Annotated in this window: 14 protein-coding genes; 3 read left to right on the top strand and 11 right to left on the bottom strand. The window is 72.1% G+C overall.

From position 1 onward, the window contains the following. Positions 1-146: 146 nt before the first annotated feature. The 3 genes from ABH940_RS11950 to ABH940_RS11940 all read right to left on the bottom strand — a co-directional run bounded on the left by ABH940_RS11950 (position 147) and on the right by ABH940_RS11940 (position 3,844). The gene (locus tag ABH940_RS11950; RefSeq protein WP_370105206.1) at positions 147-2,471 is read right to left on the bottom strand and encodes a heavy metal translocating P-type ATPase; all 2,325 of its coding nucleotides are present in this window, start codon (positions 2,469-2,471) and stop codon (positions 147-149) included. A gap of 77 nt (positions 2,472-2,548) precedes the next feature. After that, positions 2,549-2,764: a heavy-metal-associated domain-containing protein gene (locus ABH940_RS11945; protein ID WP_370063021.1), complete on the bottom strand. Its 216-nt coding sequence runs from the start codon at positions 2,762-2,764 to the stop codon at positions 2,549-2,551. 276 nt (positions 2,765-3,040) lie between these two features. After that, entirely contained in the window at positions 3,041-3,844 is an 804-nt protein-coding gene (locus ABH940_RS11940; protein ID WP_370105205.1) for an SGNH/GDSL hydrolase family protein, read from the bottom strand. 275 nt (positions 3,845-4,119) lie between these two features. Between ABH940_RS11940 and ABH940_RS11935 the strand changes: the two genes are divergently transcribed. Then, complete coding sequence (locus tag ABH940_RS11935) at positions 4,120-5,331, top strand: PP2C family protein-serine/threonine phosphatase (protein WP_370105204.1); 1,212 nt, start codon at positions 4,120-4,122, stop codon at positions 5,329-5,331. On the opposite strand, the gene ABH940_RS11930 is transcribed toward ABH940_RS11935, so the two are convergent. Further along, on the bottom strand, positions 5,324-6,976 hold the full coding sequence (locus ABH940_RS11930) for an alkaline phosphatase family protein (protein WP_370063027.1): 1,653 nt from the start codon (positions 6,974-6,976) through the stop codon (positions 5,324-5,326). The genes ABH940_RS11935 and ABH940_RS11930 overlap by 8 nt on opposite strands. Positions 6,977-7,406: 430 nt before the next feature. Here ABH940_RS11930 and ABH940_RS11925 point away from each other — a divergent pair, with 430 nt between their 5' ends. Further along, entirely contained in the window at positions 7,407-8,414 is a 1,008-nt protein-coding gene (locus ABH940_RS11925) for a hypothetical protein (RefSeq protein WP_370063029.1), read from the top strand. A 35-nt stretch (positions 8,415-8,449) separates the two neighbouring features. Here ABH940_RS11925 and ABH940_RS11920 read toward each other — a convergent pair whose 3' ends face one another. Both ABH940_RS11920 and ABH940_RS11915 read right to left on the bottom strand, forming a co-directional pair. Beyond that, complete coding sequence (locus tag ABH940_RS11920) at positions 8,450-8,644, bottom strand: hypothetical protein (protein ID WP_370063031.1); 195 nt, start codon at positions 8,642-8,644, stop codon at positions 8,450-8,452. Positions 8,645-8,726: 82 nt separating this feature from the next. Next, positions 8,727-9,698 (bottom strand): aldo/keto reductase, encoded by a 972-nt coding sequence (locus ABH940_RS11915; RefSeq protein WP_370063780.1) that lies wholly within the window; start codon positions 9,696-9,698, stop codon positions 8,727-8,729. A 104-nt stretch (positions 9,699-9,802) separates the two neighbouring features. Between ABH940_RS11915 and ABH940_RS11910 the strand changes: the two genes are divergently transcribed. Continuing rightward, positions 9,803-10,243, top strand: coding sequence for a MarR family winged helix-turn-helix transcriptional regulator (locus tag ABH940_RS11910; protein WP_370063033.1), 441 nt, complete (start codon positions 9,803-9,805; stop codon positions 10,241-10,243). 24 nt (positions 10,244-10,267) lie between these two features. Here ABH940_RS11910 and ABH940_RS11905 read toward each other — a convergent pair whose 3' ends face one another. The 5 genes from ABH940_RS11905 to ABH940_RS11885 all read right to left on the bottom strand — a co-directional run bounded on the left by ABH940_RS11905 (position 10,268) and on the right by ABH940_RS11885 (position 21,528). Then, complete coding sequence (locus ABH940_RS11905; RefSeq protein ID WP_370105203.1) at positions 10,268-11,638, bottom strand: M1 family metallopeptidase; 1,371 nt, start codon at positions 11,636-11,638, stop codon at positions 10,268-10,270. 114 nt (positions 11,639-11,752) lie between these two features. Continuing rightward, entirely contained in the window at positions 11,753-15,658 is a 3,906-nt protein-coding gene (locus ABH940_RS11900) for a Pls/PosA family non-ribosomal peptide synthetase (RefSeq protein ID WP_370105202.1), read from the bottom strand. A 221-nt stretch (positions 15,659-15,879) separates the two neighbouring features. Next, a complete protein-coding gene (gene hrpA / locus ABH940_RS11895) occupies positions 15,880-19,920 on the bottom strand; it encodes an ATP-dependent RNA helicase HrpA (RefSeq protein WP_370105201.1) in 4,041 nt (1,346 codons plus the stop codon). Positions 19,921-20,053: 133 nt separating this feature from the next. Continuing rightward, positions 20,054-20,533 carry a GNAT family N-acetyltransferase gene (locus ABH940_RS11890; protein WP_370063042.1) on the bottom strand — a complete coding sequence of 160 codons (480 nt, stop codon included), beginning with the start codon at positions 20,531-20,533 and terminating at the stop codon, positions 20,054-20,056. A 20-nt stretch (positions 20,534-20,553) separates the two neighbouring features. Further along, on the bottom strand, positions 20,554-21,528 hold the full coding sequence (locus tag ABH940_RS11885) for a zinc-binding alcohol dehydrogenase family protein (protein WP_370105200.1): 975 nt from the start codon (positions 21,526-21,528) through the stop codon (positions 20,554-20,556). Positions 21,529-21,611: the final 83 nt, after the last annotated feature.

Raw genomic sequence — 21,611 nt, 5'->3', positions numbered from 1 at the left:
CCCCGCCCCCCGCCCGGGGCGCTTCGTTCTGCCCACCCCCCCCGCCCCCCCCCGGGGGGGGGGGGGGCCCCCCCCCCCCCCCCCCCCCCCCCGCGCCCCTGGATGGTGCAACCCGCCTGCGGGAGCGAAGAAACTGCCTACGGCGCTCAGGCCTCGGCCTGGAAACGCCGGAGGCGGAGACTGTTGGTGACGACGAAGACCGAGGAGAACGCCATCGCCGCGCCCGCGATCATCGGGTTGAGCAGGCCGAAGGCTGCCAGCGGCAGGGCTGCGACGTTGTAGCCGAAGGCCCAGAAGAGGTTGCCCTTGATCGTGGCGAGCGTGCGTCGGGACAGGCGGATGGCGTCCGCTGCCGACCGCAGGTCACCGCGGACCAGGGTGAGGTCGGCCGCCTCGATCGCGGCGTCCGTGCCCGTGCCCATGGCCAGGCCGAGGTCGGCCTGGGCGAGCGCGGCGGCGTCGTTGACGCCGTCGCCGACCATGGCGACCGTGTGGCCCTCGGCCTGGAGCCTGGCGACCACGCTCGCCTTGTCCTCGGGGAGCACCTCCGCGATCACCTGGTCGGCGTCGATGCCGACCTCCGCCGCGACCGACCGTGCCACCGCTGCGTTGTCCCCGGTCAGCAGGACCGGGGTGAGGCCCAGCGCGCGCAGGCGACTGATCGCCTCGGCGCTGGTCGGCTTCGGGGTGTCCGCGACCTCCAGGACCGCGCGCGCCGCGCCGTCCCAGCCGACCAGGACTGCTGTACGGCCCGCCGTCTCGGCCGCCCCCTTTGCTGAGAGCAGCTCGGGCGGCAGCGTCATCGACCAGTCGGTGAGCAGCCGTTCGCGTCCGGCGACCACCGCGTGACCGTCCACGACGCCCTCGACCCCGAGGCCGGGGACGTTGCGGAAGCTCTCGACCGCCGCCGGCTCGGGCACCGCTGCCGCGATCGCCGCCGCGATCGGGTGCTCGGAGGCGTGCTCGACCGCTGCGGCCAGGCGCAGCGCCAGCGCCTCGTCGACGCCGTTCGCGGGGTGGACGCCGATCAGGGCCATCCGGCCGGTGGTGACGGTGCCGGTCTTGTCCAGGACGACGGTGTCGACCTGACGGGTGGACTCCAGTACCTCGGGACCCTTGATCAGGATGCCCAACTGCGCCCCGCGACCGGTGCCGACCATCAGCGCGGTCGGCGTGGCCAGGCCGAGTGCGCAGGGGCAGGCGATGATCAGCACGGCCACGGCGGCGGTGAACGCCTCCGTCGCACTGCCGCTGACGGCCAGCCAGACGCCCAGCGTCGCCAGCGCGATGAGCAGCACCGTCGGGACGAAGACCGCCGAGATCCGGTCGGCCAGGCGCTGCGCCGCGGCCTTTCCGCTCTGTGCCTGCTCGACCAGGACGGCCATCCGGGCCAGTTGGGTGTCGGCGCCGACGCGGGTCGCCTCGACGACCAGTCGGCCGCCGGAGTTGACCGTCGCTCCGGTGACCTCGTCGCCCGGGCCGACCTCGGCCGGGACGGACTCGCCCGTCAGCAGGGAGGCGTCGACCGCCGAGCTGCCTTCGACCACGCGTCCGTCGGTGGCGACCTTCTCGCCGGGGCGGACCACGAAGCGGTCGCCGAGGACGAGCCGTCCGATCGGGATGCGCTCCTCACGGCCGTCGCGCAGCACGGCCACGTCCTTGGCCCCCAACTCCAGCAGAGCGCGCAGAGCCGAGCCGGCGCGGCGCTTGGCACGCGCCTCCAGATAGCGACCCAGCAGGATGAATGCGGTGACTCCCGCCGCCGTCTCCAGATAGAGGGTGGACGAGGCGTTCTGCGTGGAGAGCGAGAAGTCGAAGCCGTGCTTCATACCCGGCATGCCCGCGTCGCCGAAGAAGAGCGCCCAGACGGACCAGCCGAAGGCGGCCAGGGTGCCCAGGGAGACAAGGGTGTCCATGGTGGCCGCGCCGTGCCGGAGGTTGGTCCAGGCGGCCTTGTGGAACTGCCAACCGCCCCAGACCACGACCGGCGCGGCCAGGGTCAGCGACAGCCACTGCCAGTTGCGGAACTGCAGCGCGGGCACCATGGCCAGGACGATCACCGGGATGCTGAGCGCGACGGTGACCAGCAGCCGGTGCCGGAGGCGGGCCGCCTCGTCGTCCTTCGCCCCGGACGCACCGCCCGCCGCCTTGCCGCCCGCCGCCTTGCCGTCCTCTGTCGTACCGTCCGCCGCCGCGTCGCCGTCAGTCGTCCCCTGATCGGGAACGACGGGTGCGGGGATCTCGGCGGTGTAGCCGGTCTTCTCCACCGTGGCGATCAGATCCGCCACGGCCACGTCGGACGCGTGCGCGACGCTGGCCTTCTCGGTGGCGAAGTTGACCGTGGCGGTGACGCCCTCCATCCGGTTCAGCTTCTTCTCGACGCGGGCCGCACAGGACGCGCAGGTCATTCCGCCGATGGCGAGCTCGACCCGTTCGACGACCGGTTCTATGCCAGGGGTGGCTGTGGACATGCTGCTTCCTCCTCCTGCTGCGTGCGAGGGACCGACGGGGACGTGCGGCGCGGGCGTTCGCGGATCGGACCGGACGATCAGGCCTGACGGCCGGTGAGCTCGTAGCCCGCCTCGTCCACGGCGGCGCGGACGCTCGCGTCGTCCAGCGGCTGCTCGGACTCGATGGTGACCGTGCCGGCCTTGGCGTCCGCGGCGACCTGCACCACACCCGCCAGCGCGCCGACCTCCTCGGAGACGGCCTTCTCGCAGTGGCCGCAGGTCATGCCGGTGACGGTGAAGACGGCGGTGGTCATGGGTGCCTCCTGGGCGGAGTGGACGGAACGGAAGCGACAAGGACTGCAGGACAAGGACTGCAGGTCAAGAACTGACAGGACAAGAACTGCAGGGGACCATTCGACCTTCGGCCCGTACAACACGATACCCCCCTGGGGTATTCCCGTGCATGCCGTTCGAAGCTCGAAATCCCACGAGCACCGAGAGTAGCCACCCGTCGCGCCAGGTGACAGAAAGCCCGCCCCGACGCGCAGGGCGACGGGGCGGGCTCGGTGTGGCGGCTGGGTCGCTGCCGGTTACAGCGGCGCGAGGTCCGGGCGCTTGGGCTCGACGTGGTCGCCCGAGGACTCGCCGCGCAGGCGACGGCCGACCCAGGGGAGCAGGTACTCGCGCGCCCACTGGATGTTCTCCCGGCGCTGCTCCGCCGCGCTGTGGGTGGTCGTGGGCGGCCAGGGGGCCTCGGGATCCTCGACGGGCAGCCCGAGCGACCGCGCGGCCAGCAGGGCGACGCGCTGGTGCCCCTCGGGGGAGAGGTGCAGCCGGTCCTCGCTCCAGGCGCGGCGGTCGCGGGCCGAGCGAAGCGCCCAGACGTCGGCGACGTCCAGGTCGTGCCGGTCGGCGATGGCCCGCAGGTGGGCGTTGTAGGTGGCGATCTTGCCGCGCAGGTGCTTGAGCACCGGGGTGTCCCGGGTGTCGAAGCCGGTGAAGATCAGCACGCGGCCGGCGTGCGGCCTGACCTGGAGGACGGCCTGCTCGAAGCGCTCGGCCACGTCGTCCGGGTCGCTGCCCGGTCGCAGGATGTCGTTGCCACCCGCGCAGATGCTGACCAGGTCCGGCTGCATCGGCTCGATCTGCGGCGCCTGCTCGGCGGCGATCTGGTCCAGCAGCCGTCCGCGCACGGCCAGGTTGGCGTAGCGCAGGTCGTAGTGCCCGGGCTCGGTGCGCGGCCGCTGCTCGGCGAGGATGCGGGCCAGGCGGTCGGCCCACCCGGCGAAGCCGCCGTCGGGCCCCGGGTCGTTCAGCCCCTCGGTGAAGCTGTCGCCAAGGGCGACGTAGGAGGTGATCTGCGCGTGCTCCTGGGGTGATCGCGATGTGGGCATGACGTCGATACTTCACTGTGTGAAGTGACCTACGCCACCGTAGGTAGGTCTTGACGGACGTGAGATGAACCACGTCGACGTACACGTAGGCGGGGGAATACCGGGGAAATGCCGGGAGGACGCCGAGGGGATGTCGAGGGCATGCATCGTGCCCGATCGGCATGCCCGGAGGCGGCTCGACGCGGCCGGTCCGCTGCGCTGTGCCGTACTTCCGGCGTTTGGGGCGGAAATCCTCAGACATGTCCCTTACAGGGGGTTCCTATAGATTCAGCACTGTGAGGAGCATCCGACCGGTGGAGGAGGTGGGCGCCTCCGCGCCGTCGGCTGCGCCGCTGGACGACGGAGCGGCGCTGCTCCAGGCCCCGCTCTGGCAGCGGCTGCTGCCGGTGGTCGGGGCGATCGTCGCCGTCTGCGCGGCGGATCTGCTCTCCGGCCGGGACACCTACCTGGCCGCGCTGATGTCAGTGGTCCCGCCGCTGGCGGCGCTGATGCTCTATCCGCTGGAGGTGGTCGTCAGCAGCTGCGTCGGCCTGCTGCTGATGGTGCTGCTGACCCACTACGACGGGCTCGACGGCGGTGAGTCGCACCGCCTTTTCGAGGGGACGCTGATCGCCTACGCGGCGCTGACCCTGGCCGCGGTGCTGATCTCGTACTTCCGCGTCGTCCGCACCCGGGACCTGGTCGCGGTGCGGACCGTGGCCGAGGCCGCGCAGTTGGCCCTGCTGCCGCCGCCGGAACCGCAGGTCGGACCGGTCCGGGTCGCGGCGCGCTACGTCTCGGCCGCCGACCTGGCCCAGATCGGCGGTGATCTCTACGCGGTGCTGGACACCCCGTTCGGCGTGCGGGCACTGATCGGTGACGTGCGGGGAAAGGGGCTGCCCGCCGTCCGGATGGCCTCGCTGGTGCTGGGAGCCTTCCGGGAGGCGGTCTTTGACGAGCCGGACCTTGCCGGAGTGGCCCGTCGACTGGAGACCAGCGTCGCCCGACATGCCGTCAGCGGCGAGTTCACCACCGCGCTGTTGGCCCAGTTCCTGCCACCCGACGCGGTCGAGCTGATCCACTGCGGACACGTCCCGCCGCTGCGTGTCCTGGCCGACGGGGGGTCGGTCCTGCTCGAACCGCCGGACCCGTGGGTCCCGCTCGGACTCGCCCAGTTGGCGCAGGGTGGGCCGCAGTCGTGGACGGTTCCGTTCAAGCCGGGCGACCTGCTGCTCTTCTGCACCGACGGCGTGGTGGAGGCACGCGACGCGAGCGGCGAGTTCTACCCGCTGGCGGAGCGCGCCCCGGCGCTGCTCCGGGCGGGCGGCGGTCAGGACGGCGCCGATCAGGACGGCGGCGGTCCGGTGGACGGCCTGGGGGCCGGTCTCGACCGCCTCTACCGTGACCTCCAGCACTACGCCGGTGGAGCTCCGAAGGACGACGCGGCACTGCTCCTCCTCGCCTGGGACGGGCAGGAGCAGCGGCGCGACCGGCCCCGGGTCAGCTGACGGGCAGCACCCGGGTGTGCTCCTTCTCCACCGCCACCAGCGAGTTCGGGTCCAGGCCGAGCAGCGACAGGATGGTCGGTGCGATCTGCTTGGTCTGCACCGCGGCGGTGTCCACGACCTCACTCGGCACGTCGGCGCCGCTGATCACCAGCGGCACATCCAGGTCGTCGGCGTGGGCGCCGCCGTGCTCGGCCACCTTGCCGGTCCCGCCGGTGTAGACGACGCCGTCCTGCGAGATGCCGAAGAGGTCGGGGACGCGCGCGTCGCCCGGCTTGACGCCGAAGTACCTGGCGGCGGCCGTGCCCGCGTAGACCTTGCTCAGGCCGCTCGCGGTGAAGGCCTTGGGCTTGTCGCTGATGTCGGTCCCGGTGCCGCTCTGTGCCAGCAGGTACTTCTGGGCGAAGTCGGTGGCGGCCTTGGAGCGGTTGGTGAGCCAGAGCAGCATGCCGTCGTCGTCCACCGAGTGGGCGACCAGGTCGCCTGCGCCCGGGTGGGCCTTCTTCCACGCGGCGTCGAGACCGGACAGCAGCGTGCTGTCGTCGATGCGGGTCAGCGCGTTGGGGTCGGTCGGGGACTGGCCGTGCTTGGCAGACAGGATGACGGTGGTCGTCCGGTCCAGGTGGCGCTTGCGCAGTTCGGCGGTCATTCGGCCCAACTCGGCGTCCACGAAGGCCAGGTTCTTCTGCAGCAGCGGGCCGGGCTCGTCGGTGGACGTGTAGCCGCCCTTGAGGCCGTCCGAGGAGGGCAGCTTCTGCGCGGTGGAGACGGCCTGGAAGTTCATGCCGAAGACGGCAGGCGTGCCCACCCAGGTGGTGTGCTGATGGTTGTAGCCGTCGATCTCGTTGAGGACGGCCTGGACCTTGTAGGTGTCGTACTGCTCGGTGGCCTTGTTGTCCGTGGTCCAGTCGTTGCCCGCCGGGTAGCCGTTGGCGTCCGAGTTGATCTCCGGCGTGAACAGGTCGTCGATGCCGGTGCCGGTCGGGCCGTCGAGGACCTCGTAGGCCGCGTGCTTGTCCGACCAGGCGGTGCGCAGGCCGGAGCTCTGGGCGACCTCGAAGACGGTGTTGGTCTGCAGGTAGGAGTGCGGGTAGACCGGCTTGCAGGTCTTGGGGTCGACCGGCAGCGTGCGCGGGTTGATCAGCGTCTGCGGGGTGCCGGTCATCTTCAGGATCGAGCCCGGCAGACCCTTGAGACCCTGGCCCGCGTCAATGCTGGCCTTGTTCTTGTCCAGGTCCTCGGTGAAGTCGACCTCGGCGCCGGGCTTGACGCCCTTGCAGTCGGTGGTCCCAGCGGGCAGCAGGTCCGCGTTCCAGGTGTCGTCGTAGTAGACGCCGGTCGTGCCCGGGCCGCCACCGGTGAACTGGGCCACCATGCCGGGGAAGCTGTCCGACGGGACGGTGGTCTGCGCGTGGGTGTACTCGGTGCCGCCGGCGACCAGGCGGGCCAGCGCCGAGTGCGGGTACCGGGCGGTCCACCAGGCCAGGTCCGTCTGGTGGAGGCCGTCGACGGATATCAGCAGCACGTGCTGTTGCGGCGGCGCGGGGGTCTTGTGGATCGGGGACGCCACGGCCTGGGCGAAGAACGCCCCGCCGAGCATGCCGACGGATCCGAGGACGGCCGCAAGGCGGAGGGTACGTCGGGTCACAGAAGGTCTCCTCGTCGCGGGCTTATGGCTGCTGCGAGTTGCTGGGGCGTGCTCGGGTCGTGCCGGGTCGGCGCAGCGCCAGCGACATGAGTAGTAGGCCGGGATGTCCTCAGCCCGACCGAGGACTGAACGCCGGGCGAAGCACGGTGAGCATTTCTGTCCCCCACCCGTGCCCCACCTGTGCCTTGACTGTCCTGGTCCTTGGCGGACGCCGTGAGGCGTCGCCGGATCGGCTGAGAAGAACCTGCGCAATGATGATACGAGGGGAAGGGGCGCGGATCGTGAGAGACCCGTATGGATTGCACTCTTTCCGGGCGTTCGAGGGTGAGGCGGTAAGAAGGGACACTTTCGGTATCTCCGCCGGTTCCCCACATGTCCACCAGGTGTTCCCGCTGCGTCGCTTGTCGGTGCGGGGTCCTATGCTCGCGCCATGGCAGCAGTCCTCGAACCCTCCGCTGACACCGCGCCACGCGACGCGTGGCTGTGGGGCGTTCTGCTGCTGACGGTCGGTTCGCTGGTGGCGGCGGTGGTCGCTGCTCCTGCGTCGGACGCGCCCGAGGGGGCGACCCTGGGCGGGCTGCTCTTCCTCGGATCGTCGGTCCATGTGGCCAGCAGCGCCTGGTTCTGGACGGTCCCGGCGGTGCGGCGGTTCATGCTCGCCCGGCGGGTGCGGTACGTGGTCGCGCCGGTGGGGTTGGTCGTGGTCACGGCGGTGCTGGGCGCGCTGGTGCCGCAGGGGCCGTTCGCGCTGCTCCTGCTCGCCTTCTTCGCCTGGCAGTTCTTCCATTTCCAGAAACAGAACCTCGGCCTGGCCGCACTCGCGTCCGTCGCCTACGGCGCGGGTTCGCTGCGGCGCGGGGAGCGGGCCGCGATCAACGTCGCCGGGGTTGCCGGGATCGCCGGGCTGCTGTGTCGTCCGGAACTGCTGCAGATCGCCGGTCCGTTGCCGCGGCTCGACGCGTTCTTTCCGGTCGCAGCGGGCCTGTTCGCGGCGGCTGCCGGCTACGGGGCGGTGCAGGTGCTGCGCCGGCCTGCTGCCGAACGGCCGTGGCAGGCTCTGGCGTTGCAGGCCACCGCGCTGCTCTTCTTCCTGCCGGTCTTCCTCTTCGACTCGCCCTACGCGGCGGTGGCCGGGCTGACCGTCGCCCACGGGTTCCAGTACCTGGTGATGATGGCCCTGGTCGCCGGCGGCGGTGCCGCCGGGCGAATACCCCGGTGGACGGCGCTGGCACTGCTGCTCAACATCGCCCTGCTGCTCGGGGTGGTGCTCAACCTCGCCTCCCACCTGCACGGTGGAGGCCCCGCCGAGCGTGCGCTCTACGGGGCCTACCTGGGTGCGGTGATGGCTCACTTCGTCATCGACGCGGGGTTGTGGCGGCTGCGCGACGAGTTCCCGCGCACGTTCCTGCGGGAACGCCTGCCCTACCTGCTGCGCTGACACAGGGCCTGCGGGACAGCCGTGTTGATGCAACGTCATCCACCGCCGCAGCCGCCTGCCGCATCGGCGGTCGCTCCCAGCAGGACGACCAGGCCGACGGCCACGGTGGCAAGGACGACGAGGGAGGCCAGCACGGCGATGGCGATCCGGTTGGGCCGCCGGGACTGCTCGGCCTGCGCAGTCGGTTCGGCCTGCACGGGCCAGTCACTCCAGTTCGTGTCTGTCGTCATGCCCGTGTGACGTGGCCCATCGTGGAACGGTTCCGACCGGATCGCCGGGGGCTCGGTCGGTGGAACCGGTCGGTGGAGCTGGTCAGTATCGGGTGCCCGTCGGCGCCGGGAGGGCGTCGAGTTCGGCGAGGTCGGTCTGGGTGAGGGTCACCGCGGCCGCACCCGCGTTGTCGGCAAGGTACTTGGGCGTCTTGGTACCGGGGATCGGTACCACGTACCGGCCCTGGGCGAGCACCCAGGCCAGGGCGATCTGCGCCGGGGTGGCGTCGTGGCGCCCGGCGACGGCGCGGACCGTGTCGACCAGCGCCTGGTTGGCGGCCAGTGCCTCGGCCTGGAAGCGCGGCAGCGTCGCGCGCCAGTCGTCGGCGGGGAGGTCCTGCGTGCTGGCGAAGCGGCCTGCGAGGAACCCGCGCCCGAGCGGCGAGAACGGAAGGAAGGCGATGCCCTGGCTCGCGCAGTACGGCAGGACCGCGTCCAGCGGGTCGCGGGTCCAGAGCGAGAGCTCGGACTGGACCGAGGCGACCGGGTGCACCGCTTGGGCGCGCTTGATCTCCTCGACGTCGACCTCGGAGAGCCCGATCGCCCCCGCCTTACCGGAGGCGACGACCTCGGCCATGGCGCCCCAGGTCTCCTCGATCGGTACCTCGGGGTCGACCCGGTGCAACTGGTAGAGGTCGACGTGGTCGGTGCCGAGACGGCGCAGACTCGCGTCGATCGCGGCGCGGACGTGCTCCGGCCTGCCGTTCCTGGCCAGAGCCGCCGAACCGGCCCCGAGACCGCGCTGTGGGGTCACCAGCCCGACCTTCGTGGCCAGCACGGCCCGCTCCCGGTACCCGCCGGCGAGCGCCCGGCCGACCAACTCCTCGTTGCTGAACGGCCCGTAGACGTCCGCGGTGTCGATCAGGGTGACGCCCAGGTCGAGCGCCTGGTGGATCACGCCGATCGAGGTCGCCTCGTCGTGGCCCTTGGGGTCGTAGGCGTGGGACATGCCCATGCAGCCGAGTCCGACCACGCCGACGGTCGGGCCGTCGGTCCCCAGTGTGGTGGTGCGCATGACGCTCATCTGCGATCCGTTCCCCTCGTCACAGCGGTTCGTGATGATCTTCGTTCCGTCAGGATAGTTGAGCACCTCAATTTGCCGGACGTAAAATCGCCGTCATGAGTACCAGCAAGGCGGAACTGATGGACGTGATCGCGGCGGTCGGCGGCGCGTACTACCAGGACTTCGCCGTGGTCGCGGCGCGACACGGGCTGACGCCGGTCCAGGCCAAGGTGCTCGGCGCGGCCGTGCGCGGGCCGCTGCCCATGCGGGCGGTGGCGGAGGCCCTGGTCTGCGACGCCTCCAACGTGACCGGCATCGTGGACCGGCTCGAGTCACGCGGCCTGGTCCGACGCGAGCCGGGGCCGCAGGACCGGCGGATCAAGATCGTCACGGCGACCGACGAGGGCCGGGCGGCGCTCCTCGCCGTCCGCGAGGACATGCAGGTGGTCCACGACGCGCTGGATCTCCTCGACGAGTCCGAGCGCGACCAGCTGTTCGGGATCCTGCAGAAGCTGCTGCCTGAGCTCAGCCGGGCGACGGCCCCCGAGCGCGGCTGAGCCGCCCGGTCCCCCAGTTGCGCCTCAGGCCGTGGGCAGCGGCGGCAGCAGCGTCTCGTACAGCCAGGCGTTGAGCAGCCCGTCGAGCGGGGCTGACGCGTAGCGCTGGACATGGGCGAGGAACGCGTCCGTCCCGGCCGTCCCGTGCCGGTGCGAGCGGGTCCAGTCGCGGAGCATCCGGAAGAAGGCCTCGCCGCCCAGCGCGACCCGGAGCGCATGGACCGTCAGACCACCGCGCTGGTAGATGCGGTCGTCGAACATCGAGCGGCGCCCCGGATCGGCCATGCGCAGGTCCTGGGGGAGCACCTCGAGCAGCTGGTACGAGCGTGCCGCGCGCTCCGCCGCAGTGGGCCCGCCCGCGTGCTCGGACCAGAGCCACTCGGCGTACTTCGCGAAGCCCTCGTTCAGCCAGATGTGCCGCCAGTCGGCCACGCTGACGCTGTTCCCGAACCACTGGTGGGCCAGCTCGTGGGCGACCATCCGTTCCGACTCCCACCCCTCGACCAGGTGGTTGACCCCGAACGTGGCCATGGCCTGGGCTTCCACCGGGACGTCCAGCTCCTCGTCGACGACGACCGCGGTGTAGCCGTCGAACGGGTAGGGGCCGAACAACTCCTGGAAGAGCCGCATCATCTCCGGCTGACGCGCGAAGGTCGCTCCGAACGCCGGAGCCAGGTGGTGGGGTACCCAGCCGTGCTGCGGGACCTCGTCCGCCGCGGGATCGTCCAGTCGCACCTGCTGCAGCGCGCCGAGGGCGACGCCGACCAGGTAACTGGAGGTGGGCGCGGACTGCTCGTAGACCCAGGTGGTGCTGCTGGACTTCACCGTCCGGGTGAGCAGCCGTCCGCCGAGGACCACCGCGTAGGGGGACGGGGTGGTCAGCGAGATCTGGTACGACGCCTTGTCGGCCGGGCGGTCGTTGCACGGGTACCAGGAGGGCGCGCCGGTCGGCTGGCTGGCGACGAGGGCGCCGTCCGTCAGTTCCTCCCAGCCGAGGCCGCCCCACGGGCTGCGCACCGGCTTGGGGTTGCCGCTCCAGTGCACCTCGACCGTGAAGGCCGCGCCCGGCACCAGCGGCTTGGCCGGGCGGACGCGCAGCTTGCCCGCGCGGTGGGCGTAGTGCGGGGCCCGGCCGTCGACGGCGACCCGGCCGATCCGGAAGCCCGCGGCCAGGTCGAGCGCGAACTCGGCCAGCGGAGCGCCGCCCGGTGCCGCTATGGCGCTGATCCTGGCCGTGCCGGTGAGCCGGTTGGGCACGGGCCGGTAGTCGAGCGCCAGCTCGTAGCGGTGCACGTGGTAGCGCGCGTCGCCGTTGGCGGGGAAGTACGGGTCGGTGGCGGGGGTGGTGCCCGCGCCGGTGGCGGTCTGTTGTCTCCGGGCCTGCTGGGGACTCACCGGTGTTCCGCTCCCTGTGCGCCGTGCGTTGCCGTGCCGTGCGTGCCGTGCCGTGCCGTGCGTGCGGTGCCGTGTGCCCGATCGGTCCTGCCGCAGCCCTGCTGGAGTTCTGCTTCAGTCCTGCCAGGCCTCGATCGGGTTGCCGAGCCAGCGGGTGTCGGCCGGGACCGACTCTCCGCCCATCACCAGCGACGCGGGGCCGAGCGTGGTCCGTGCGCCCACCCGGCTGCCCGGCAGCACGATGCCACCCGGGCCGAGGGTGGCGCCCTGATCGAGCACCACAGTATCCATCCGCATGATCCGGTCGTGGAAGAGGTGCGTCTGCAGGACGCAGCCCCGGTTGACGCTGACCCCGTCGCCCAGGGTGATCAGGTCCGACTCGGGCAGCCAGTAGCTCTCGCACCACACCCCACGACCCACCCGGACGCCGAGTCCGCGCAACCACAGCGTCTGCACCGGCGTGCCCGGGACCGAGCCGACCAGCCACGGCACGGCCAGCACCTCGACGAAGGTGTCGGCCAGCTCGTTGCGCCAGACGAAGCTGCTCCACAGCGGGTGGTCCACCGGCCGGAACCGGCCGACCAGCAGCCACTTCGCCGCGATCGCGACGAGTGCGGCGACCGCGCCCGAGGTCAGCAGCACCGGTCCGGCCAGCAGGACCAGCCCGACAGCGCTCAGCTGTGCCAGCGCGTAGAGCGCCGCGCCGGTGAGCACCGCGAGGGCGGTCGAGCAGAAGACCGGCACCAGCCGGCACAGCTCGACCAGGCCCCGGGCCCAGAGCAGGTGGGCCGGCGGGTCGTAGGTGAGGCCCTCGTCGCCCTTCTCCGCCGCGCGCGGCAGCTTGATCGGCGGCAGACCCAGGTACGAGGAGCCCTTCTTGGCCTTCTTCGGCGTCGCCGACAGCACGCCGACCAGGCCACCGTCGGGGACGGACCGGCCCGCGCCGGTCATGCCGGAGTTGCCGAGGAAGGCGCGGCGGCCGATCTCGGCCCGGCCGATCCGCATCCAGCCGCCGCCCAGCTCGTAGGGGGCGGTCAGGGTGTCGTCGGCGAGGAACGCGCCGTCGCCGACCTTGGTCAGACTGGGCAGCGCCAGCACCGTGGAGACCTCGGCCCCGCGGCCGACCTTCATCCCGAGCGCCCGTAGCCAGACGGGGGTGACCAGGCCCGCGTAGAGCGGGAAGAGGGTCTCCCGCGCGGTGTCCATCAGCTGGCTGACCGTCCATGCCTGCCAGCCGATCCGGCTGTGCACGGGGTGGTGCCCGGTGCGCAGCCCGATGCTGAGCAGCCGGACGCTGGCCAGCACCAGCAGCGCGTAGGCGATGCCGTAGGCCAGCGCGGCCGGGACCACGGCGAGCAGTGCGCCGCGCAGTGCCGCGCCCGCGCCGTCGGTCGTCCCGACGAACTGCGCCGCGATCGCGACCGCCGGGACGGCGGACAGCAAAGGAAGGAGCGTCAGGAACGCGCCGCTCGCGCCGTAGGCGGCCGACCAGCGCAGGTGGCGGGCGGGGCGCTGCTTGGGCCAGGACCGGTCGGCCTTGCCCAGTTTGCCCGCCGGGACGCCCGCCCAGCGCTGCCCGGTCGGGATCTGCCCCGTTACGCCCGAGCCCGGCAGGACCTCGGCCCGCTTGCCGACCCGGGAGCCGGGGAAGAGCACGGTCCGGGTGCCGACGACGGCATGCGAGCCGACCTTGATCGCACCGATCTCCAGCCGGTCGCCGTCCAGCCACCAGCCGGACAGGTCGACCTCGGACTCGACCGCGCAGCCGTGGCCCAGCTTGAGCAGGCCGGTGACCGGCGGCAGTGAGTGCAGGTCCACGTCCTGGGCGATCCGCGCGCCCAGCGCCCGGCCGTAGCGGACCAGCCAGGAGCCGGTCAGCGAGGTGGCGCCGCTCAGCTCCGCAAGCCGCTCCGCCGTCCACAGCCGCAGGTGCACGCCGCCGCCGCGCGGATAGCGGCCTGGCCCGACGCCGCGCAGCAGCAGCCGGGCGCCGCCCGCCGCGATCGCGATCCGGCCGGGCGGGCTGAACAGCACCAGCGCGCCCGCGCCGACCAGCCACCACGAGGTCGTCGGCGCCCACGCGTACGCCCCGAACCAGTGCAGTGCGTTTGCCAGGGCCAGCAGCCCCACCGTCCAGCGCAGCCCGACCAGGGCGAAGAGGGGGACCAGCAGCACCAGCTGGATCGCCTGGGCGCGACGCGGCGTCGGGGCGATCTCGCGCAGCTCACCACCGGTGCTCGCCGAGCGGTCGAGCAGCTTGGCCTGCTTGCGCAGCGTCGGATAGGCGTAGACGTCGAGCACGGCGATGGCCGGGTAGCGCTCGCGCAGCTGGGTCGCCAGCCGGGCGGCGGCGAGGCTGCCGCCGCCGATGGCGAAGAAGTCGTCGGAGTGGCTGGCCACCTGCACGCCGAGAAGCTCGGTCCACTGCTCGGCGAGCCAGGCCTCGGTGCCCTGGAACCGCTCGGTGGGCGTGTCGTCCGCGCTGTCCGGCAGCGGCCAGGGCAGCGCGTCGCGGTCGACCTTGCCGGAGGTGCGGGTCGGCAGGTCGTCCACCACCGCGAGCACCGGGACCAGCGCGGCCGGGAGTTCCTTGCGCAGTCGCTCGACCGCGTCTGCCTTGTTCCACTCCTCGGTGGCCACCAGGTAGCCGACCAGCAGCTGGTTGCCGCCGCGTGCGGTGCGGACCGCGGCGGCGGCACCGGCCACGCCGGGCAGGGCCTGCAGCGCCGCGTCGACCTCGCCCAGCTCGATGCGTCGGCCACCCAGCTTGACCTGTTCGTCGGCGCGGCCGAGGAAGACCAGGCCGTCGGCGTCGGCGCGGACCAGGTCACCGCTGCGGTAGGCGCGTTCCCAGCCGAGCGAGGGCAGCGCTGCGTACTTCTCGGCGTCCTTGGCCGGGTCGAGGTAGCGGGCCAGGCCCAGACCGCCGATGACCAGCTGGCCGCTGCCGCCCAACGCGACCGGCCGCTCGGCCTCGTCGACCACGGCCAGCTCCCAGCCGTCGAGCGGCAGGCCGATCCTGACCGGCCCGTCGCCGTCCATCAGCGCCGCGCAGGCCACCACGGTGGCCTCGGTGGGGCCGTAGGTGTTCCACACCTCGCGGCCCTCGGTGACCAGGCGCGCCACCAGCTCGGGCGGGCAGGCCTCGCCGCCGAAGATCAGCAGCCGGACCTCGCTCAGTGCCTCGGCGGGCCAGAGCGAGGCCAGGGTCGGCACGGTGGAGACCACGGTGATCTCCTGCTCGACCAGCCACGGGCCGAGGTCGGCCCCGCTGCGCACCTGGGAGCGCGGGACCGGTACCAGGCAGGCGCCGTGCCGCCAGGCCAGCCACATCTCCTCGCAGGAGGCGTCGAACGCGACGGAGAGCCCGGCCATCACCCGGTCGCCGGGGCCGATCGGCTCGTCCCGCAGGAAGAGCGCGGCCTCGGCGTCCACGAAGGCGGCGGCGCTGCGGTGGCTGACGGCGACGCCCTTGGGCTTGCCGGTGGAGCCGGAGGTGAAGATGATCCAGGCGTCGTGCTCCGGCATGGGACGCGCGCCGTCCGACAGCGTCCGGGGCTCCGGGCGCAGCAGGTGACGCTGCGTCAGAGTGCGCTCGAGGCCCAGGATCGCCCGGACCTCCGCCTCACCGAAGACCAACTCGGCCCGCTCGTCCGGGTCCTCGGCGTCCACCGGCACGTACGCGGCACCGGCCGCGAGCACGGCGAGGATGCCGACATAGAGGTCGTTGGTCCCGGAGGGGATCCGCACGCCGACCCGGTCACCCGGCCCGATGCCCGCTGCGGCGAGCCGCTTGCGCTGCGTCTCGACGGCGGCGGCGAGGGCGCGGTAGCTCAGCTGCGCCCGGCCGTCGTCCAGCGCGGGCTCGTTCGGGTGGGCGCGGACGGTGGCATCCAGGATGTCGACCAGGGTGCGCGGCGCAGCGCCCAGGCCCGCGCGAAACAGCGCCGCGGAGGTGACCGACGCCTCGGCGTCGGCCAGGTCGCGCGGTGCGGGCTGCGCGGTGGTGGCGATGGTCATCGGGCCCTCGTCCCTATATCGACACAAGAGGTCGAGTCTACCGAACCCGCCTTCCGAACCCGGGCAGATGTGACGCCCGCCCTAGGCCGAACGGCCGGTCCGGCGCGGGACCGCCGCATTTCCGCTGTGGTGCCAGGGCGGTCCTGCGGCGGCCCGGTCGGCACTGCGCCGAGCGGGCCACAGCCTGTCGATCTCGTCGGATCAGGGCAGCTCAGGGCAGGTCAGGGCGCCAGCGCGTCGATGGCGCGGAGGATCCGCTGCTCGGAGATCGAGTACGGGGTGCCCAGCGGCTGCGCCCAGAGGCTGACCCGCAACTCCTCGATCATCCAGCGAATCTGCAGCACGCCCTCCTCGTCGCGGCGCTCCGGCGGCAGCTGGTCGCGCAGTTCGGCGTAGGCGTCCTGCATCCGGATCACGGCGCCGGTGCGGTCGCGGTCGCGGATCGGGTCCTCCGGCAGCTTGACCAGGCGGCGCTCCACGGCCTTGAGGTAGCGCTGCAGGTCCGGCAGGCGGCGCAGGCCCGTCTCGGCGACGAAGCCCGGGTGGACCAGCTCCTTGAGCTGGGCCCGGATGTCCGTCAGGCCGGTCAGCAGGGCCAGGCTCTTGCCGATGCCCTTGAGCCGCTCCTGGACCCGGTGGTGCACCGCCAGGACGTTGGCGGTCTTGATCACCGCGTCGGCGGTGGCCTCGTAGAGCTCCGCCCGGACGTGGTCGCGCAGCCGGGTGAACTCCTCGCCGTCCCAGGCCGGGCCGCCGGCCTCGGCGATCAGCTTGTCCGCGGCGGCGGCCAGGCAGTCCGCGAAGAGGGCCTCGGTCGAGCCGTGCGGATTGGCCGCCAGTGCCAGCTTGGCACCGTTGCCGAGGCGCGACTGGATCGAGTTGATCGGGGAGTTGACGCCCAGCAGGAGCAGCCGTCGGGTCCCTGCGGCCATGGCGCGCTGCTGCGCGTAGGGGGTGTCCAGCAGTTGGACCGAGACCGAGTCGCCGTCGTCGACCAGAGCGGGGTAGCCCTTGACGGTCTGTCCGCCGCGCTTCTGCTCGAAGGTGTGCGGCAGCTCGCCGATGGTCCAGTCCGTGAGGCCGCGCTTCTCCAGGCCCCCGGCGGCCTTGGCGATCGCCTGCTGGGTACGGGACTTGAGCTCCAGCTTGAGCCGTTCCAGGTCCTTGGCCTCGCCCAGTTTGCGGCCGCGTTCGTCCTCGACGCGGAAGGTGATCCGCAGATGGTCGGGGACCGCGGGAAGGTTCCAGCTGTCGCGCGGGACCGGGAGGCCGCGCAGCTCGTGCAGCTGCCACTCGAGCAGCTCCACCAGCGGCTTGTCGTCGGCCTCCGGGTCGCGGGTGGCGAGCATGTGCATCAGCCGCTTGGCGTAGTCCGGCGCCGGGACGAAGTTGCGGCGCAGCACCTTGGGCAGCGAGCGGATCAGCGCGGTGACCAACTCCTCGCGCAGGCCCGGGATCTGCCAGTCGAAGCCGACCGGGCGCACCTGGTTGAGCAGGGTGAGCGGGATGTGGACGGTCACGCCGTCCTGCTCGGTGCCCGGCTCGAACTGGTACGTCAGCGGCAGCTCCAGGTCGCCCTGGTGCCAGACGGAGGGGTAGTCGCGCTCGGTGACCGCCTCGGCCGAGTCGTTGACCAGCAGGTCCGGCGTGAAGGTGAGCAGGTCCGGCTTGGCGCGGTGGTTCTTCTTCCACCAGCTGTCGAAGTGCGCGGCGGAGACGACCTCCTTGCCCACCCGCTGGTCGTAGAAGTCGAAGAGGGTCTCCTCGTCGACCAGGATGTCGCGGCGGCGGGCGCGGTTCTCCAGCTCCTCGACCTCGTCGAGGAGTTTGCGGTTGTCGTGGAAGAACCGGTGATGGGTGCGCCAGTCGCCCTCGACCAGGGCGCGGCGGATGAACAGCTCGCGGGCGAGCTCCGGGTCGATCCTCCCGTAGCCGACCTTGCGGCCGGCGACCAGCGTCACCCCGTAGAGGGTCACCCGCTCGAAGGCCACGACCTCGCCGCGGTCCTTCTCCCAGTGCGGCTCGCTGTAGGTGCGCTTGACCAGGTGCGCGGCGAGCTCCTCGATCCACTGCGGCTCGACCTTGGCCGCGATCCGGGCCCAGAGACGCGAGGTCTCCACCAGTTCCGCGGCCATCACCCAGGCGGGCGTCTTCTTGAAGAGGGCAGAACCCGGGAAGACGGCGAACTTGGCGCCGCGCGCGCCGAAGTACTCCTGCTTCTCGGCGTCCTTGGACCCGAAGTGCGAGAGCAGACCAGCAAGCAGCGAGCGGTGCACCGCGTCGCCGTCGACCTCCTCGGCCATGTGCGGGCTGCCCAGGTCGACGTCGAGCGACTTGGCGACCTGGCGCAGCTGCGCGTCGATGTCCTGCCACTCGCGGATGCGCAGGTAGTTGAGGAGCTCCGCCTTGCACATCCGGCGGAACTGGCTGCTGCTGAGCGCTTTCTGCTGCTGCTTCAGATACCGCCAGAGGTTGAGGTAGGTGAGGAAGTCGGAGGTCGGGTCGGTGAACCGGGCGTGCAACTGGTCCGCGTGGGCGCGCTTCTCGACCGGGCGCTCGCGCGGGTCCTGGATGGAGAGCGCGGCTGCGATCACCATGACCTCGCGGATCACGCCGTTCTTCTCCGCCTCCAGCACCATCCGGGCCAGACGCGGGTCGACCGGCAGCTGGGCCAGCTTGCGGCCGGTCGGGGTGAGCCGCAGGCCCTGCTGCGTGGTGTCGGACTCCAGGGCGTGCAGCTCCTGGAGCAGGTCGATGCCGTCCTTGATGTTGCGGCGGTCCGGCGGCTCGATGAAGGGGAACGCGGTGATGTCGCCCAGCCCGGCGGCGGTCATCTGCAGGATGACCGAGGCCAGGTTGGTGCGCAGGATCTCCGGGTCGGTGAACTCCGGGCGGGAGAGGAAGTCCTCCTCGGAGTAGAGCCGGATGCAGATGCCGTCGCTGGTACGGCCGCAGCGGCCCTTGCGCTGGTTCGCGCTGGCCTGCGAGACCGCCTCGATGGGCAGTCGCTGGACCTTGGTGCGGTGGCTGTAGCGGGAGATGCGGGCGGTGCCCGGGTCGATCACGTACCGGATCCCCGGGACGGTCAGGGAGGTCTCCGCGACGTTGGTGGCCAGGACGATCCTGCGGCCGGAGTGCGGTTGGAAGACCCGGTGCTGCTCGGCGGAGGAGAGCCGGGCGTAGAGCGGGACGATCTCGGTGGACCGGAGGTTCTGCTTCTCCAGCGCCTCGGCGGTGTCGCGGATCTCCCGCTCGCCGGAGAGGAACACCAGGACGTCGCCCCGGCCCTCGCGGCCCAGCTCTGCGACCGCGTCGCAGATCGCCTGGACCTGGTCGCGGTCCCGGTCACCGCCGGCGTTCCGGCCGCCGTCGTCGAAGTCGTCGTCCTCGTCGGCCACCGAGTCGTCGACGATCGGGCGGTAGCGGACCTCGACGGGGTAGGTGCGCCCGGAGACCTCGATGATCGGGGCGTCCTTGCCGGTCGTCGGATCGGCGAAGTGGCGGGCGAACCGCTCCGGGTCGATGGTCGCCGAGGTGATGACCAGCTTGAGGTCGGGACGCTTGGGCAGCAGCTGCCGCAGATAGCCGAGGATGAAGTCGATGTTGAGGCTGCGTTCGTGCGCCTCGTCGATGATCAGCGTGTCGTACTGGCGCAGCAGCCTGTCGTTCTGGATCTCGGCCAGCAGGATGCCGTCCGTCATCACCTTGACGGCCGTGTTCTCGCCGACCTGGTCGGTGAACCGGACCTTCCAGCCGACGGTGCTGCCGAGCTCGGTGCCGAGCTCCTCGGCGACGCGCTCGGCGACGGTGCGTGCCGCGATCCGGCGCGGCTGGGTGTGCCCGATCAGGCCGCGTACGCCGCGCCCCAGCTCCAGACACATCTTGGGGATCTGGGTGGTCTTCCCGGAGCCGGTCTCACCGGCGATGATCACGACCTGGTGGTCGCGGATCGCGGCCACGATGTCGTCCCTGCGGGCGCTGACCGGCAGGTTCTCGGGATACGCGGGCGTCGGGACAGCCGCTCTGCGGTTCTCCAGGCGCAGCTCGGCCGCGTCGAGCTCGTCGGTGAGCGTCGCGAGCAGCCGCTCGCGCTTCTCCGGCTCGCGGACCTTGCGCAGGCCTTCGAGCCGACGCCCGAGTCGGTCCTCGTCGCGGAGCGATATCCCGCCGAGCCGCGCGGCGAGCGCGGCGGCCTCGCCGGTCGGAGCAGGCCGACGGCGGCGCGGGCGGGCGGTGGCGGTGTTCTGCTGCTGGGTTCCCATTGCGCAGACAAGCGTACGCAAGGGGGGACGGCGCTTGTCGAACCGTTATCCGGCTGTCACGGGCGCCGACGGTTCGGCCGCCGTGCGGTGCAACGATCTGGCTCGCTGTCGCGCACCAGATCGTCAGGGCCGGCTACACCGCGGGCGGGGTCAGCCGGAAGTGGGCCATCCCGTCCGGCGGCGGCACCGGGACCTGGTGGAAGCCGCAGCGGAGCAGCACCGCCTGGGATGCCGTGTTGTCCGGCAGAGTCCGGGCGGTGACTGCCCTGACCTCGGTATCGGCGAGCGCCAGCTCGCAGACGGCCCGGACCGCCTCAGTGGCGTAGCCCGCGCCGCGGGCGCTCGGCGCCAGTTCGTAGCCGATCTCGACGGAGCCGTCCGCTCCGGGCGGACCGTGGAAGCCGACGCCGCCGACGGCCCGGTCGTCAACCGAACGGATGACGACGAACAGCCCCCATGGCGGCAGGTACCAGCCCACCTCTGCCGCCCGGGCGGTGATCCCGGCGAGCTCCCAGACTCCGGGGCCGGGCGCCTCCGCGACCCAGTCGTGGACCGACGGGTCGAACGGAGGGGCCGCCAGGACGAGCCGGAGGCGGGGGGTGGTGAGCAGCATCCGCCGACTATCCCACCGTGTCAGCGCACACGCAGCAGCAGCTTGCCGGTGCTGGACCGGCTCTCCAGCAGTTCGTGGGCTCGGGCGGCCTCGTCGAGCGGGAACTCGGCCGTGACCGGGAGGGTGACCCCGGCCCGCTCGGCCTCGCGGAAGGCGCGCTCGGCCAGCGAGCGCAGCTGCTCCGGGTCCGTCGCGCCGATGGTGAGGATGCTGAATCCGGCCACCGAGATCCCCCTGGGCGACAGGTCGCCGAAGCCCGCGGACCACGGGGTCTCGCCGCCAGCGTTGCCGAAGGACACGGCGCGGCCGTAGCGGGCCAGCGAGGCGACGCTGCGCCGCCAGCTGTCGCCGCCCACCGGGTCGAGCGCGACGTCCACGCCGCGTCCGTCGGTCGCCTTCAGGACCTGCTCGTCGAAGTCCGCGCCGACGAAGACCTCGTCGTAGCCGAACTTCCGGGCGTACTCGGCCTTGTCGGGCCGGGAGACGACACCGAACACGCGGCCCGCCCCAGCGGCCCGCGCCAGCTGGCCGGTGACCGTGCCGACGCCACCGGCCGCACCCTGGACCAGCACCGTCTCGCCCTCGCGCAGCCGGGCCACGTCGTGGAGCAGGCCGTACCCGGTGGCGAGCACGGTGGTCAGCGCGGCCGCGTCGCGCAGGTCGAGCGCGCCCGGAACGGCGAAGGTGGCGTCCGCCGGGGCGATCACGGTCTCGGCGTAGCCGCCGCTGGCGAGCATCGCGGTGACGTGCTGACCGACCGTCAGCCCGGTCACGCCCGGCCCCAGCGCGCGGACCGTGCCGGCGACCTCCAGCCCCGGGACGAACGGGAACTGGGGCACCCGGTAGCCGGCCGAGCGGGCCTTTGCGTCCGCGAAGTTGACGCCGGCCCAAGCGACGTCGACGGCCACCTGGCCGGGCCCCGGCTCCGGGGTGGGAACGTTCACGACCTGGAGCACGTCGGGCTGTCCGAGCTGCTCGAATGCGATGGCGCGCATGGATCCCCCTCGGGAATGTTCGATGATGGACGAACATCCATGAGTGTATGACGTGAGACGAACACATCTCAAGTGGGGCAGGT

It is taken from the genome of Streptacidiphilus sp. BW17 (genome assembly GCF_041262485.1).
GTDB lineage: Bacteria > Actinomycetota > Actinomycetes > Streptomycetales > Streptomycetaceae > Streptacidiphilus.
Note: the sequence above shows the minus strand (reverse complement) of the source record. Positions and strands in the feature narration are given on the sequence as shown.